Source organism: Methanolobus halotolerans, assembly GCF_004745425.1.
GTDB classification, from domain to species: domain Archaea; phylum Halobacteriota; class Methanosarcinia; order Methanosarcinales; family Methanosarcinaceae; genus Methanolobus; species Methanolobus halotolerans.
In genome coordinates this window covers 81951-97341 of record NZ_PGGK01000009.1, presented here as the reverse complement: position 1 = coordinate 97341, position 15391 = coordinate 81951, and the positions used below count along the sequence as shown (strand labels likewise).

The 15391-nt window shown below is 45.6% G+C and carries 17 protein-coding genes and 1 pseudogene; 10 read left to right on the top strand and 8 right to left on the bottom strand.

The genetic code is table 11. From position 1 onward, the window contains the following. Window positions 1-485: RNA-guided endonuclease InsQ/TnpB family protein (locus CUN85_RS09355; RefSeq protein ID WP_167848846.1), on the top strand; the 485-nt coding region annotated here is incomplete at its 5' end. Here CUN85_RS09355 and CUN85_RS09350 read toward each other — a convergent pair. The 3 genes from CUN85_RS09350 to CUN85_RS09340 all read right to left on the bottom strand — a co-directional run bounded on the left by CUN85_RS09350 (window position 459) and on the right by CUN85_RS09340 (window position 1740). Beyond that, window positions 459-905 carry a flavodoxin family protein gene (locus CUN85_RS09350; RefSeq protein ID WP_135390057.1) on the bottom strand — a complete coding sequence of 149 codons (447 nt, stop codon included), beginning with the start codon at window positions 903-905 and terminating at the stop codon, window positions 459-461. The two genes, CUN85_RS09355 and CUN85_RS09350, sit on opposite strands and share 27 nt — an antisense overlap. Before the next feature lie 96 nt (window positions 906-1001). Continuing rightward, window positions 1002-1208, bottom strand: coding sequence for a hypothetical protein (locus CUN85_RS09345; protein ID WP_135390056.1), 207 nt, complete (start codon window positions 1206-1208; stop codon window positions 1002-1004). A gap of 37 nt (window positions 1209-1245) precedes the next feature. After that, window positions 1246-1740, bottom strand: a complete 495-nt coding sequence (locus CUN85_RS09340) for a flavodoxin family protein (RefSeq protein ID WP_135390055.1) — start codon at window positions 1738-1740, stop codon at window positions 1246-1248. 271 nt (window positions 1741-2011) lie between these two features. Here CUN85_RS09340 and CUN85_RS09335 point away from each other — a divergent pair, with 271 nt between their 5' ends. Both CUN85_RS09335 and pspAA read left to right on the top strand, forming a co-directional pair. Next, window positions 2012-2710, top strand: coding sequence for a PspA/IM30 family protein (locus CUN85_RS09335; RefSeq protein ID WP_135390054.1), 699 nt, complete (start codon window positions 2012-2014; stop codon window positions 2708-2710). Then, window positions 2707-2985 carry a PspA-associated protein PspAA gene (gene pspAA / locus CUN85_RS09330; RefSeq protein WP_135390053.1) on the top strand — a complete coding sequence of 93 codons (279 nt, stop codon included), beginning with the start codon at window positions 2707-2709 and terminating at the stop codon, window positions 2983-2985. Before CUN85_RS09335 ends, pspAA begins: the two co-directional genes overlap by 4 nt. Window positions 2986-3012: 27 nt before the next feature. Here pspAA and pspAB read toward each other — a convergent pair whose 3' ends face one another. Together pspAB and htpX are read right to left on the bottom strand one after the other, a co-directional pair. Then, window positions 3013-3585 carry a PspA-associated protein PspAB gene (gene pspAB, locus CUN85_RS09325; protein WP_135390052.1) on the bottom strand — a complete coding sequence of 191 codons (573 nt, stop codon included), beginning with the start codon at window positions 3583-3585 and terminating at the stop codon, window positions 3013-3015. Continuing rightward, window positions 3585-4466 carry a zinc metalloprotease HtpX gene (gene htpX, locus CUN85_RS09320; protein ID WP_135390051.1) on the bottom strand — a complete coding sequence of 294 codons (882 nt, stop codon included), beginning with the start codon at window positions 4464-4466 and terminating at the stop codon, window positions 3585-3587. Before htpX ends, pspAB begins: the two co-directional genes overlap by 1 nt. 288 nt (window positions 4467-4754) lie before the next feature. Between htpX and uvrA the strand changes: the two genes are divergently transcribed. The 3 genes from uvrA (at window position 4755) to CUN85_RS09305 (ending at window position 8822) form a co-directional block, all read left to right on the top strand. After that, window positions 4755-7586, top strand: coding sequence for an excinuclease ABC subunit UvrA (gene uvrA, locus CUN85_RS09315; RefSeq protein ID WP_135390050.1), 2832 nt, complete (start codon window positions 4755-4757; stop codon window positions 7584-7586). 185 nt (window positions 7587-7771) lie between these two features. Beyond that, the gene (locus tag CUN85_RS09310; RefSeq protein ID WP_135390049.1) at window positions 7772-8122 is read left to right on the top strand and encodes a DUF2173 family protein; all 351 of its coding nucleotides are present in this window, start codon (window positions 7772-7774) and stop codon (window positions 8120-8122) included. A 208-nt stretch (window positions 8123-8330) separates the two neighbouring features. Continuing rightward, window positions 8331-8822, top strand: a complete 492-nt coding sequence (locus CUN85_RS09305; protein ID WP_135390048.1) for a rubrerythrin family protein — start codon at window positions 8331-8333, stop codon at window positions 8820-8822. A 116-nt stretch (window positions 8823-8938) separates the two neighbouring features. Here CUN85_RS09305 and purB read toward each other — a convergent pair whose 3' ends face one another. Then, entirely contained in the window at window positions 8939-10276 is a 1338-nt protein-coding gene (purB, locus tag CUN85_RS09300) for an adenylosuccinate lyase (RefSeq protein ID WP_135390047.1), read from the bottom strand. Between the two features lie 412 nt (window positions 10277-10688). Between purB and CUN85_RS09295 the strand changes: the two are divergent. The 3 genes and pseudogenes from CUN85_RS09295 (at window position 10689) to CUN85_RS09285 (ending at window position 13159) form a co-directional block, all read left to right on the top strand. After that, window positions 10689-11806, top strand: a pseudogene (locus CUN85_RS09295) (ammonium transporter). A 9-nt stretch (window positions 11807-11815) separates the two neighbouring features. After that, the gene (locus tag CUN85_RS09290) at window positions 11816-12148 is read left to right on the top strand and encodes a P-II family nitrogen regulator (protein WP_135390046.1); all 333 of its coding nucleotides are present in this window, start codon (window positions 11816-11818) and stop codon (window positions 12146-12148) included. Between the two features lie 123 nt (window positions 12149-12271). Further along, window positions 12272-13159 (top strand): PHP domain-containing protein, encoded by an 888-nt coding sequence (locus tag CUN85_RS09285; protein ID WP_135390045.1) that lies wholly within the window; start codon window positions 12272-12274, stop codon window positions 13157-13159. 159 nt (window positions 13160-13318) lie between these two features. On the opposite strand, the gene CUN85_RS13380 is transcribed toward CUN85_RS09285, so the two are convergent. Then, on the bottom strand, window positions 13319-13435 hold the full coding sequence (locus tag CUN85_RS13380; RefSeq protein WP_235856274.1) for a DUF2769 domain-containing protein: 117 nt from the start codon (window positions 13433-13435) through the stop codon (window positions 13319-13321). Between the two features lie 196 nt (window positions 13436-13631). Continuing rightward, the gene (locus CUN85_RS09275) at window positions 13632-14405 is read right to left on the bottom strand and encodes a GTPase (RefSeq protein ID WP_135390043.1); all 774 of its coding nucleotides are present in this window, start codon (window positions 14403-14405) and stop codon (window positions 13632-13634) included. A 104-nt stretch (window positions 14406-14509) separates the two neighbouring features. Between CUN85_RS09275 and CUN85_RS09270 the strand changes: the two genes are divergently transcribed. Beyond that, the gene (locus CUN85_RS09270; RefSeq protein WP_135390042.1) at window positions 14510-15331 is read left to right on the top strand and encodes a nitroreductase family protein; all 822 of its coding nucleotides are present in this window, start codon (window positions 14510-14512) and stop codon (window positions 15329-15331) included. Window positions 15332-15391: the final 60 nt, after the last annotated feature.

Sequence of the window (15391 nt, the reverse complement as noted above, 5' to 3'; positions counted from 1 at the left end):
AACTAAAAAACCGTGAAAGTAGAATTGTCCGTGATATTAACCACAAAATCAGCAAGAAAATAGTGGATAATGCCTATGAAAATGGCTACGGAATCAAGCTCGAAGAACTCAAAGGTATCCGTAATAATAAGAACCAATCAAAGTCATTCCGTTATTCCTTGAATAGTTGGTCTTTCTATCAACTTCAAATGATGATAGAGTACAAAGCCAAACTACTTGGAGTTCCTATCGCTTATATCGACCCTGCATATACTTCTCGATCATGTAGCAGATGTGGTCATATAGAGAACAGAAATGGCAAAAACTTCCAGTGTCCTTCTTGTGGACACGTTGAACATGCGGATGTTAATGCTGCTTTCAATATCGCATTATCTCCAAACATAGTTCGATTTGCTACAGAAAGTGATGTAGCAAAGGGGAATACTGGCATCCCCAAAGCGGCAATGGTTAGAAAGCAATCAACCGTAGAACCCCACGCACTTTAGTCGTGGGAGTGTGTCAGCGAATGCCTTCATCTGCGGGTCATCTGACTTCAGTAACTGGTCAATGATATGCGAAGCAAGTTCACCCTGACAGTCAAAGGTCCCGACTATATTAGCACCCTTTGCAGCGATTCTGGCAGTTGACATCCATTTATCGATCTCGTGGAAACCCTCAGGAACTGCATGGGTCACGAAAATGGCTATGTATTTGCCTTTTGTCCTATCATTGAGGAAAGAATTGGCCAGTGGTGGTACGGCCATCTGCATTATCGGATAGCCTGCAAATATCAAGTCGTAACCCTGCGGGTTGTCAACGGTAGCCATCTCTTCGATATGCTTCTCACCCTCGACCTCCTCATAGATGGCCTCAGCTATCCTTTTAGTATTTCCGGTCTGTGTCATATATGTAACTAATGTTCTCAATGGAACCCTCATTATAACCCTTGTTAAAAGGTTGATTCCAATGTGATAAAAATATAAGCATATAAAAAAAGATTAAAGAGGAAGAGAGCTTACTTATTACTTTTTAGAATTCGCAGGTATAGGCTGGTCAGGCGTTACACCATAATATTCTGTCCTTGCCTTGCCCCAGATGCAACCTCTTCTTCCCATAATCTTCAATTCGAGATTCTGCAATGACTTGCACAGGCTGTTACCAGCACGTGCTCCTTTACAGACAAGGCAATATTTCTCACAGAATACAGGGGCTTTTTCTTTTTCCGCCATAGTTGTCACCTATTCCATATTTAGTTAGAGGGTAAACTTAAACCTTGGCCTGTACTTCCTTTGCAAATTCCTTTGCCTTCTGCACACGCGACTCGTCAGGTTGTCCTTTTGTGGCCGGCCCCATCTCGCCGAATGCTTTCATCTGCGGATCATCTGCCTTCAGGAGCATGTCGATCACAGGCTGGGCAAGCTCACCCTGACAGTCAAATGTCCCGAGGATGTTTGCACTGGCAGCCGCCTGAGAAGCGGAACCGGTCCATGAATGAATTGCTTCGAACCCTTCGGGAACAGCATGGGTCATAAAAATTGCAATGTTCTTACCTGCTGTTTCCTCGGATAATAACTGCTTCACGTTCGGAGGAACGTCGAACTGCATCACAGGAAAACCTATGAACGCAAGGTCATATCCTTCGAGATCTGATACATCTGCTATGGGTTTAATCTCCTTTTCCCCTTCAAGTTCACCATAGATGGCTTCTGCGATTCTTTTTGTGTTTCCGGTCTGGGTCATGTAGGTTACTAATGTTCTCATATCGATCCTGTCCCTGATTGATTTTTGTTGATAGGTGTATCTTCTACAGAGTTATATAGATAAGCGTTAGTAAAATGTATTGACCAGGCAGAGGTACAAAAAAATGACCGGAATTAATCCACAGAAAACATGGTTTAGATGGAAGATGTTTTAGTCAGGAGAACTCCATATATCATCAAAGGTTAAATTAGAAATATTAATAGCCTAATAAGATCAGGCAGATAATTCTGACAATCTTTGAGATATTAACATAATCACACGGAGGAATAATATGAGTTTATTCAACAGAATGGGAACAGTGGTCAAGGCAAAAATGAACAAACTGGTCAACCGCATGGAAGACCCCAGGGAAACACTGGATTACTCTTATGAGAAACAACTGGAAATGCTCCAGAATGTCAAGCGAGGGGTGGCTGATGTCACAACCTCGAAGAAAAGGTTGCAGTTGCAGCGTTCAAAACTACAGCAGAGTATCGACAAGCTTGACAGTCAGGCAAAGGATGCCATCAAAGCTGACAGGGAAGACCTGGCAAGAATGGCACTTGAGAGGAAAGGTAGCCTCACAATGCAGGTAGAAGGACTTGATACACAGATAGCAGATCTGGAAAAGGAGCAGGAGAAGCTGGTTGCAGCTGAGAAGCGTCTGTCTACCAAAGTGGAAGTATTCAGGACCCGCAAGGAAACAATAAAGGCCCAATATTCCGCAGCCGAAGCCCAGGTTAAGATCAGCGAATCCGTATCCGGCATCGGCGAGGAAATGGCTGATGTCGGCATGGCGATCGACAGGGCTGAGAATAAGACAGAAGAGATGCAGGCCCGTGCATCTGCACTCGATGAACTCATAGATACAGGAACACTGGATGATCTTTCAAGCAGGGGTGACGACATCGACAGAGAACTTGCAAAGATGCGCACGAAGTCCAGTGTCAATGAGGAACTTGCCAGGCTCAGAGAGGAGGTGGAGAAATGATCATCAGGATATCGGAAGAAGGGCAGTATGAGGTCCCGAGCAGCCTGCTGGATGATCTAAATACTATCGATAACAAGATTGTTGAACTGGTAGCCATGGAAAAAGAAGGGGAATACAAAGCTGAACTCTCAAAACTCATCAAGACCATCAAGATCCACGGCAAGAAACTTGATGACAGTGACATACAGGAGTCGGATATAATCGTTCCCCCGGAAGACCTGACAATGATAGAAGCAAGGAAGATTTTTATAGGTGACGGACTTCTAGAGGACTAAAACGTATTAAGATCAATATCCTGCAACCTAGAAAGGCATTCCCCAGAGGGGATACCATTTTTCCACATTTTTTTCAATGGGCAGTTCTCTTTCCATCAGCGACTTGAGTCGCATTTCCACAGAGTTATCCCTTTTGTGGTTCTTTAATGGCACGAACGGATAGTAGCCGTCCTGTTTGAAATTGTAGATCCAGTAAACAGGACCTTTACTCTCGAAACGATAAACCGCACACAGCAGTTGTTCTCCGAAACCATGCTCTATGAGTGTCTGGGAGATCATATGGATATTAGTAACAAGATCTTCAAAATCAGGGTCCTTCAGGATCACCCAGAGGAACTTATACTCATCCGTCTCAAGCCTGTATTCGGTCCCGGTTTCCTGAGTACTGTACTTCAGGAGTCCCTCTATCTCCTCCCGCGCAGTTGTGTACCTGGACATTTCCATAGGTTTAAAACATATACCAGCTGAACTTGAGGGCTTCATGTGCAGGTTTACCTCCATAGTCACCACGGCTGTGGATATCGCAAAAAGCCTGTCCGTCTTTGCTTGAGGAAGACTGCCTCTGCCCAGCAGGGAATTGAATATTCCTTTAAGTCCCATCACAGTTCAAGCTCCCTCTGGATCTTCTCAAGAGCAGCGATTCTTTTTTCAACGGACGGATGCGTGGAGAACAGATTCATGATCGATCCTGAGACTGCCGGTATTATGAAGAAGGCGTTCATCCCTTCTACTTTCCTCAGGTCTTCGTCGGGTATGCGCGGCATTACGTCACTTATCTTCAGCAACGCGGATGTAAGGTTTGAAGGAGTACCGGTTATGATCGCAGAGCCCCTATCAGCCGCAAACTCCCGATATCTGGAAAGAGCACGTATCAGCAGGAAGCTGACAAGCCAGACGACAATTGATACGAGCCAGATCACCAGTATGCTGCTACCGGAATTTCTCCTGCCGCCACCGTAACCTCCGAAGTATATACTGTACCTCACAAAATAAAATGCGATCGTTGAGATAAAACTGGCTATTGTGAGTATGGTCATATCCCGATTCTTGACGTGGCTGAGCTCATGGGCGAGCACTGCCTCCAGTTCTCCCTGGTTGAGCCTGTCCATCAGGCCGGTTGTAACTGCCACGACGGCACTGTCAGGACTCTTCCCTGTGGCAAAGGCATTTGGTACCTGGGTACTCACTACTGCTATCCTAGGTTTGGGAAGATCGGCTATGGCACACAATCGGGTAATGGTCTGATGAAGTTTCGGGGCCTCATCTTCGGAAACCACCTTGGCCTTCATGGTCCATAGCACAAGCCTGTCGGAATAGTAATATTGTACCCCCATGAACAAGCCTATGAACAGCAGCATGAACAGGGGCGGAGCGCCTGAGGACCAGAGGAATGCAAGGAAGAACAGGTAGACTGCTGCAAGCAGGAACATCGTCAATATCATCCGCCCTTCAAGTCCTAGGTCCCTTTTCCATTTTACCATATGAAGCCTCTGTATATGTCAAGTATAATGGTCATATATATTGTCATTCCTTATTAATGGAACTTTACTACATATTACATTTTCACCATACCAGCAGTACTTTTCCAAAAACAGAACTCTATTACACTGTCATACCATATGCTTATTATACAATGGAGCCATAAAAAGAATACTTTTTTGTGAGCTTATCGCAACTGATAAAATCATTCACTGAACATATATAAGGATACATACCGTACAAATCACTTACCAATTACTACTTATCAATTACTTTATGAGAATACAGCCATGTCCTTGAGCAATATAATAATAAAAGGCGCAAAAGAACATAATCTTAAGAACCTGGACCTGACCTTGCCACGTGATAAACTGATAGTCATCACGGGACTCAGTGGTTCCGGGAAGTCATCACTTGCTTTTGATACCATCTATGCCGAAGGTCAGAGAAGATATGTGGAATCACTCTCGGCATATGCCAGGCAGTTTCTGGGGCTTATGGAAAAACCTGATGTGGAATACATTGAGGGCCTTTCGCCTGCCATATCCATCGAACAGAAGACAACAAGCAAGAACCCGAGATCTACCGTAGGTACTGTCACTGAGATCTATGACTATCTCAGGTTGCTCTATGCCAGAATAGGCATAAGGCACTGCCCTGAGTGCGGAAGGATTATCGAGACCCAGAGTGTCGACCAGATCCTGGACAGCATAATGAAACTCCCCGAAGGCACAAAGATACATGTGCTTGCACCCGTTGTCAGGGAAAGGAAGGGTGAGTATAAAAAGCTGCTTACCGACCTGCTTGCAGAAGGTTTTACCCGTGCACGTATTGACGGGGAAGTACATTCACTTGAGGATGCGCAGGACATCGAACTGGAACGTTATGTCAAACACAACATAGAGATACTCGTTGACAGGCTTGTGATCAAGGAAGGAGTCGAGGAGAGACTTGCAGATTCCGTGGAAACAGCACTTGGAAAGAGCGGAGGCACCTTGACAGTTCAGGCCATCGATGGCGAGGAATTGACATTCAGCGAAAAACTTGCCTGTCCCGAGTGCAGTATCGGTTTCGAGGAAATGGAACCTTCCGCCTTCTCATTCAACAGTCCACAGGGTGCATGTCCGGAGTGTCACGGACTTGGCACATCAATGGAATTCGACCCTGACCTCATAGTTCCCGATAAGACCCTTACTTTACGCGAGGGAGCCATCGAGCCATGGAGCGGAAAGAGCAAGGACGGTTACTATATGCAGTCCGTGGAATCACTTGCCAACTATATGGGATTCTCCATGGACGTGCCTTTCCATGAACTTGATCCCGAGGTACAGAAGATCATATTCAACGGTAGCGATAAACCTATACCTTTCGTGCACACAGGCAGGAACGGCGGTATGTGGAAGCATACAGGCAGGTTCAAGGGAGTTATTGCGAACCTTTCCAAAATATTCGAGAGAACCGATTCCGAGAGCAGCAAGGACAGGATGCAGCGGTATATCAGTACAAAACCCTGTCCCGTATGTAAGGGAAACAGGCTCAAACCGGCCAGTCTTGCCGTTAAGATCGATGATCACAACATAATAGAGATCACAAGCATGTCCGTTGAAGAGAGCCTGCACTTCTTCCAGCTGCTTGAAACAAAGCTCAATAAACGTGACTACACCATTGCACGCCTGATACTGAAGGAGATCAAGGCCAGGCTGAGTTTCCTTGTAGATGTCGGGCTTGATTATCTTAACCTGAGCAGGCCGGCAGCAACACTTTCGGGTGGAGAGGCACAGCGTATAAGGCTTGCGACCCAGATCGGTTCAAGCCTGATGGGTGTCCTCTATATTCTGGACGAGCCCAGCATTGGCCTGCACCAGAGAGATAACCTGAGACTTATCAATACCCTGAAACACCTTCGAGATATCGGGAACACCGTCGTTGTGGTGGAACATGATGAGGAGACCATCTGCAGTTCGGACCATGTTGTCGACATGGGACCCGGAGCCGGCATCCACGGTGGTGAGATAGTTGCCGAGGGTAGCCCGGATGAGATTATGGCCCATGACGATTCCATGACAGGCAAATACCTGAGTGGAAAAATGGCCATTGGTATACCAGAGAAGAGACGCAAACCAGATAACACTCTTATGCTCTACGGTGCCAGTGAGAACAACCTGAAGGACATTGATGTGGAATTCCCTCTGGGGATCCTGGTATGCGTCACAGGAGTGTCGGGTTCGGGTAAAAGTACGCTTATCAATGAGACACTTAACAAGGTACTTGCAAAAAAACTGAACCGTGCAAGGGAGATTCCTGGCAGGTTCATGGATATAGGCGGACTGGAGAATGTTGATAAGGTCATAACCATCGACCAGTCACCCATCGGAAGGACCCCGAGGTCGAATCCTGCAACTTACACAAATCTGTTCACACCCATCAGGGATCTCTTTGCGCAGACAAAGACCTCCCGTACCCGCGGATATAAACCGGGACGCTTCAGTTTCAATGTCCGCGGCGGCAGGTGCGAGGCATGTACAGGAGATGGCATAATCACCATTGAAATGCACTTTCTGCCGGATGTCTACGTGCCCTGCGAGGTCTGCCACGGAAAACGTTATAACCGGGAGACACTGGAGGTCACCTACAAGGACAAGAACATTGCCGAAGTACTTGACATGACAGTAGAGGAAGCTCTGGAGTTCTTCGAGAATATACCGTCCATCAGCCGAAAACTGCAGACACTTTACGATGTTGGTCTCGGATATATCAAGCTGGGCCAGTCATCCACAACACTTTCCGGCGGCGAGGCCCAGAGGGTGAAGCTGGCAACAGAACTCAGTAAACGCTCCACAGGTAAGACCGTCCACATCCTGGACGAGCCTACCACCGGCCTGCATTTCGATGATGTGAAAAAACTTCTGGAGGTACTCCAGAGACTGGTGGAAGCCGGCAACACAGTGATAGTCATTGAACATAACCTCGATGTCATCAAGACAGCCGACTGGATCATCGACCTTGGACCCGAAGGTGGCGACAGGGGTGGCGAGGTCATTGCACAAGGCACGCCCGAGGAAATAGCAAAGAGCGATGTATCCTATACAGGAAAGTTCCTGAAAAAAATGCTTATGAAATGAGCATTCTTAAGCTTTTCTTCACCTTCAGTTTATTCTTCCCTGTCAGATACACCGGGAGTGTGAATCGCGCCCATTGACTATCATTTTCAGAATAAAAGGTGCGTTGCCATATACTTATATACGTCAGTATCCCTCTATGAAAATAGAGGCAATGGAGAGCCTCTTCGTGTAGTGGGGTAAGAAGTATGAATGGAAGAGAATGCAATCTATCGTTAGATAAGATCCTGGAATTTGAAGGTGTAATGGCAGCAGGTATTTACAGTCCTGAAGGAAAACTTGTGGACTATAAGGCGAGGAACGAGATGCCTGAAGAGATGGCCCGTATGACAGCCAAGTTCTGTGGAACCGTTAACATGGTGTTCGATGCTCTGGCCAGCGCCTATACAGAACTCTACAGGATGAACTGGGTGCCTCAGCATAACTGGATGTACAGCGGAGGAGACTGGACGATTATTATTTCAGGCACAAGGGGTGTTTTTGTAGAGAGTTCCAAGGCAGATCTGGAGAAACTTCTTAAAGCCCTGGGAATGTGTTAAGACCTGCTCCGACAGGTAGTACTGGCATTTATCTGCCAGCGGAACATTTTAATTTTTTAACAATGTAAATGGCAAATTATAAGCAATATGATAAATGCTGCCTCTGAATAATTTCTGGTCTGTTGTAATATATCTGGCCGTTAAAGATAATAATTATAGTATTAGTTAGTAAATAGAATAAAAATATCCTTATAAAGGGGAGTTATAAATGAGTTCTAAAGAAAACCTGAAAGCTGCATTTACTGGCGAATCGATGGCAAACAGAACATATCTGGCCTTTGCAAAAAAGGCAGATGCTGAAGGATACAATCAGATAGCTAAACTTTTCAGGGCCGCTGCAGCTGCTGAAACGGTCCATGCCCACAACCATCTTCAGCGCATGGGCGGGATTGGAACCACAATGGACAACCTGAAAGAGGCAATCAACGGAGAGACATATGAATTTGAGACAATGTATCCCGAATTCATTGAGGAGGCAAAAAAAGAAGGTGACAACAGGGCCCTCTGGAGTTTTGAGGTAGCAAATAAAGTGGAAAAGATCCATGCGAGGCTATATGAAAAAGCTCTGGAGGAGATCGGTAAGAACGAAGAGGTGGATTACTACGTATGCAGTGTATGCGGGCATACCCATGAAGGTGAACCCGAAGGCAACTGTCCGATCTGCGGAGCCCCTCCATCCAAGTATAATAAAATTGACTAAAGACTGCAGTCAAAACAAGAGAATGTCTGAAAATTATCTGATATAGAAAACTTTACTTAAATATATTCAGACTGAAACATATTTTATCAAAACCGAGGGTTGAAAGCCCTCGGAAGTTATTTTGCCCGTAATTTCTCCACAAGCATCTCAACCTGCTCCACGGCAGTACCGATATATTTGTCAGGATCCACAAGACTGGTAATATCTTCTTCACTCAGGTAGTTCGCAACATCAGGATTCGCCAGCAGGACATCCTTAAAATGCTTCCCGGACTCGTGAGATTCCATTGCACTGGAGCGTACGAGCTCGTGAGCTTCCTGGCGACCGACACCGCGCATAGCAAGTTCTATCATCACTGCCTCACCCATGTTCAGGCCCCTTAGCAGGTCCAGGTTACGGCGGATGTTATCCGGATAGAACCTCAGGTTCTCGATAACACCGATGGAAAGTTTGATTATATGGTCTGTCAGGACGCAGGCCTCGGGGAAAACTATCCTTTCACATGAAGAATTGGTAAGGTCTCGCTCGTCCCAGAGAGTATTGTTTAGCAGTTCCGGTTCCACCATGGCACGTACGATCCTGGCAAGTCCGCATATCTGTTCGGACTTGATGGGATTTCTCTTGTGGGGCATGGTTGATGATCCTACCTGCTTCTTCCTGAAACTCTCTTCCACCTCTGCGATCTCGCTTCTCTGAAGAGAGCGTATCTCAATACAGATCTTATCCATCGTGGTCACAGTATTGCCCATCCACATGACAAACTCCGCGTGGCGGTCCCTCTGTATGATCTGGTTCGAAACATCCACCGAACCGATATCCAGATACTCCATCACGCGCTTCTGGACCTCGATGCCGTCCTTGCCAAAAGCTGCCTGTGTTCCCACAGCGCCGGTCATCTGTCCGACCAGCAGGCGGGGTTTAAGTTGCTCCAGACGTTCGATATGGCGTGAGACCTCGGAAGCCCATATGGCAAATCGCAGGCCATAAGTGGTAGGGACACCGATCTGACCGTGTGTCCTTCCGGCACATACAAGGTACTTGTGCTCATCCGCCTGTAACAGTAATACTTCAAGTAATCTCTGCATCTTATTCTCAAGGATCTTTACAGCTTCCTTAAGCTGCAAACCGGTTGCAGTATCCAGCATATCATTGGAAGTTGCACCAAAGTGGACCCATTTCCCGGCATCCTCACCACATTTTTCGGAAATGGCAATTACAACAGCCATCATATCGTGGTGAATCTCATCCTCGATCTCATTCACTCTCCCGGTTTCGACCATATCGATACTTGCTTCGATCATATCTGCCGCTACCCGTGGGATCAAACCTATATCGGCCTCTGCCTTTGCAAGTGCAGCTTCGACGGACATAATTTTCCCAAGCCTGTTAGCCTCGCTCCAGACGAGCTTCATCTCCTCTGTTCCGTAACGGTATTCAATTGGATGGATTGCCATTTATCAGATCTCCATAATCAATGTTATGCTAAATAACACTATCATCAAACGTAATGGATGTTGCTATTATCCGTATCTGATAAATAGGCTTTGAATGTCAAAAAGAGATGAAAGATGAGAGACATCTGGACAAAAAAGGCAAAATACAGGTAATCATCCTGAAGTTGCTGTTCAGCGACATAAACCATCGGGAAGTCCTATTATTATTATAACAAAAAAAAATCACCACAACAACAATTGCAACTATAAGAAATATTTTTTCGATACATTTAAATACTATTATCTAGGAAAAAGGAAGATTACTTCACTTAACCGCCATACTAAGATAAAATTGTGGTGAAACACATGGAAAAAATCATTTCAAACATAAATTTCAAAGTGATAAATTTAACCTTTGAACAGGTGAGATACGATGGTGCTTGACACAGGAGATACTGGTTTTATAATCATATGTACTGCTCTTGTAATGATTATGACGCCCGGTGTAGGGCTTTTCTACGGAGGGATGGTACGTAAAAAAAATCTTATATCCATGATTGCGATGTCTTTTATTGCCTTTGCTATTGTGAGCATTCAGTGGGTATTATTTGGATATTCACTTTCCTTCGGGACAGATATCTATGGATTTATAGGAGGACTGGACTTCATCGGACTCAGAGGAGTAGGACTTGACGGCGATGGGATACCGGATATGCTATTCATGGGATTCCAGCTGGTGTTCGCAGGAGTTACGCTCGCCATTCTCACATCCGGGGTAGCAGAACGTATTAAGCTAAGTTCTTTTATGGTTCTTGGAATACTCTGGACAACGCTGGTATACGACCCTCTTGCCCACTGGGCATGGGGCGGCGGCTGGGCAGGTGAACTCGGTGCCCTTGATTTTGCAGGAGGGACTGTTGTACATATCAGTTCAGGGTTCGGCGCACTTGCCCTGGCAATGGTAATTGGCAGCCGTGCTGGTTTTGGTAAATACAGTATGGAAGCTGAAAACATATCTACCACCCTGCTTGGCGGAGCATTGCTCTGGTTCGGATGGTTCGGCTTTAATGCCGGAAGCGCACTTGCAGCAGACGGACTTGCAGTCAATGCCCTTGTGGTCACAAACATCTCAGCTGCAGCCGGAGCGATAACCTGGATGTTAGCATCCTGGGCCAGGGGCAAACCAAGTTCCCTGGGAATGATCAGTGGAGCTATTGCCGGTCTTGTAGCAATCACCCCTGCATCAGGATTTGTAGGTCCGATGTCAGCAATCCTGATTGGTGGTTTTGCAGGACTTCTTTGTTATGGGGCGCCATTGCAACGGGCATCTTTGCAAGTGCAGCCATCGGAGGAGTTGATGGCCTTATCTACGGAAATGCAAATCAGTTCTTCATCCAGGTAATTGATGCATCCGCTGCCATGGTCTACGCATTTGTTATGACCTTTATACTGGCAAAACTGGTTGACAAGGTGATGGGACTGCGTGTGACCGAAGAAGAGGAATATGTAGGACTCGATATTTCCCAGCATGGGGAATCCACAATAGCATGAGGTCTAATCATGAAGAGAATAATAGCAGTCATAAGGCCTGAAAAACTCAATGATGTCAAATCAGCATTGGAAGATAAGGGATATTTTGCAATGACAGTGCACGAAGTAAAAGGTAGGGGTGCACAGAGGGGTATCTGTCTGCAGTACAGAGGAAAAGAGATAAAGGTAGATATGATCCCCAAGGTGGAAATAGAGATGGTCGTAGGCGATGAGGATGTGAGACCAATCATTAATATCATCCGGCAGAACGCACGCACCGGCAAGTTCGGTGACGGAAAGATCTTCGTTTCCCCAGTAGAGATCATTGCAGGAATCAGGACAGATGAAGAAATAGTGTCTTAATAGAGATGTGTGGATTGCCCACATATCTACCTTTTTTATTATGCATACACATATTTACAGCAGGCAATATAGAGCATATAGAAAAAATATATATTTTATGAGGCTGAATAAGTTCCACTATACATTGATGAAGGTGCCAAAATCAAAACAATAGTAGATTTACATGCACACACGACTTTTTCAGACGGAGATTTAAAGCCTGCGGAACTTGTGAGATATGCCTTTGATGTGGGGTTAAAGGCACTGAGTGTCACGGACCATGATACAATAGAAGGTCTTGAAGCTGCTGAAAAGGAATGTGCGAGGAAAGGAATCAAATTCATACCCGGGATAGAGTTCACCAGTAAGCTTGACACCCCAAGGATAGAACTGCATATCCTAGGTTATGGCTTTGATAAAGATGATGCATACCTTTTGAAAAAAACGGATGAAGCCAGAAATAATGCGATCGAATATTCCAGGAAAGTATGCACTGTGCTGGAATCCCATGACTGGGCCATCGATTATCCGGTGCTTGAAAATGCCAGGGGCATAATAACCAAACATGACATCTGCACATCTGTCATCAAGGAAGATATGAGCAACTACGACTTCCACAACCAGTGGCTTGCTGAGAACTCACCTTTCTACGTCGAAATAGAGAAATTCCCGACACAGGAGACCATAAGGACAATACATAAGGCAGGAGGGAAAGCGGTTTGCGCACATCTGTTGAGAACACTGGACATGTATGACAGCATGCCAATGCTGCCTTTTGTAGCTGAGTCGCTGGTCCGGCATGGTATTGACGGCTTTGAGGTCTTCTACGGAAATAGCACAAGGCAACAGGTAGAGACCATGTATGATATCTGCAAGAAGCACAATCTTCTGATGACTGGTGGCTCGGATTTTCACGGGCCCGGCAGAACCGGACGCTGTTCACTTGGAGAATATAACATACATGGAATTGATTTTGACCAGCATAAACTGATAGAGTCGCTCGGAAGAAAAACATCTATATTGAACCGTTAACTGGTACATTATAAAATAGTTGTTCCTGTAGATAATATCTGTTCTTATGTAGATAATATCTGTTCTTAATATCTGTCCTAGCTCCGATTCCAGGCATTTCAACGGACATAACATTCAAGCATGAAACAACTTAACCGACCGGCCTGCACGTAATAGATATTATCCAGTGCAGAAACAATCGCCTTCGAATCTGAATTTCCTGTATATCTCACATTCCCTGCAAAGGCACACGGCTCTCTTTTCGTGACCGGGTATTTTACCTTTCGAACAGAACATATACCGCCCTTTTTCAGGACATGAAGGGCAAGCCTGACAGCTACAACCCTTGGAATGATGGTAGGAAGTGCAGATGCCGAAATATTTTCCCTGATTCCCGTACATGAATACTCCAATTTAAGGCAATCCTGATATTTTAAATGATCATGTGGCCTGGATATAAAGGGAAAGAGATTACCCGATTTCCTATAACAGGTCAGACAACAAACTGTCCCTTTTGCCAGTCGTTAATTATCCTGATAGCAGTCCTTGTTTCATCCACTTCGGCCTTCTTCTTCAGGAAATTACTCTGTCTGCCTATGAGCTCCAGTATCTCATAGATATCCTGCCCTTCGATTTCAACCTTATAAAATGCTTCCAGCGCAGCCCTGTTCTGGGAACACATCACTTCAATGATCTTCAGGGCCACACCGATAGTATCTTTTAGATGAGTGGCATCTTTCACCCCCAGAAGACCCTGCATGACCTCATCGAACTCATCAGTAGGTATCACTCCCGGAGTGTCGATGAATTTGATGCGGGAGCCTGCGTTCACATGTTGAACACCTTTTGTATGACCGGATATAGAAGATGTCCCTGCCCTGTGCCTCCCCGTCACACCGTTAATAACCGACGATTTACCTGTATTGGGATATCCAAGGCAGCCAACCAGGATATTACGGTCCTTGATAGTAGAAGCTTCGACGACCTCCAGTATCTTGTGCCTCAAAATAGTCGTACCAAATCGGTCCTTCCCGGAGACAAAAACTGTCGGAGCGAACTTCGAAAGGCGAGATTTGGCATTCTCCAGTTTTTCTTTTGATACAAGGTCACATTTATTAAGAACTATAATAAATGGCTTTTTAGAGCGACTTATTTGATTTTCGACATCAATGTTCCTTGTCTCGTCAGGGAAGCGTGCATCAACTATTTCCAGCAGAACATCTGCCTGCTTGATCACATCCTTGACCAGTATCCTGTAACTTGCCATGCTACTGCTATACAGCCCGAGGATATAGAAGTATTGCAGCACATGGCAATAATAGGGCAAATGTTTATCATACACGTTTTACGATTATTGGATGAGTTGATAATATGAAAACCATTTCCATTAACCCCAGGACCTGTACTCAGTGTGGCATCTGCATAGAGATATGCCCAACAGGCCTGATCATCCAGAGTAACGAGGGCATTCCCGTCATGCCGGACGAAGTCGGGAACTTCTGCTCAAAATGTGGTAATTGTGAGGCGTTCTGTCCTGAATCTGCCATTTCACCTGTTTTCGACACCAAACATGCAGATACTCCAAAAGAGAACATAGCGGATATCATGCCCGGGCAATTAGGAACCTATATGCAGCAGCGTCGTTCCATCCGTAATTATAAGAACCGGAAGGTCGACAGGGCATTGATAGAGGAAATGCTCGACATCGTCCGATATTCACCATCAGGAATGAATAACCAGCCTGTAAGATGGCTTGTGGTCCATGATCCAGAAAAAGTACGTAAACTGACCCGGCTTACTATGGACTGGATGCGCGACATACGTGATGGTGATAACATGCACCCTTTGAAGCCCATGGTACCTGCCCTGATCGCAGCGTATGAAGCAGGAAAAGATCCGATATGCCGTGGAGCACCCCATGTAGCTATAGCCTATGCTGCTGAAGCCAACCCTATGGCATTCACAGACAGCATAATTGCCCTTTCATGGTTCGAGCTTGCTGCCCCGGCTTTCGGACTTGGGGCTTGCTGGGCGGGATTTCTGAAAATAGCTGCGTCGGAATATCAACCACTTATTCAAGAACTTGACCTGCCCAACGGTCATGTACTGCAATATTCAATGATGTTTGGCTATCCCAAGTACAAAGAACAGAATATACCGGGAAGAGAGCCTTCCAGAATCACCTGGAAATAATATAGCATGACAAAAGAGGAGGATACAATATGAATAGTTTAATCTTTGATACTAGCTGTG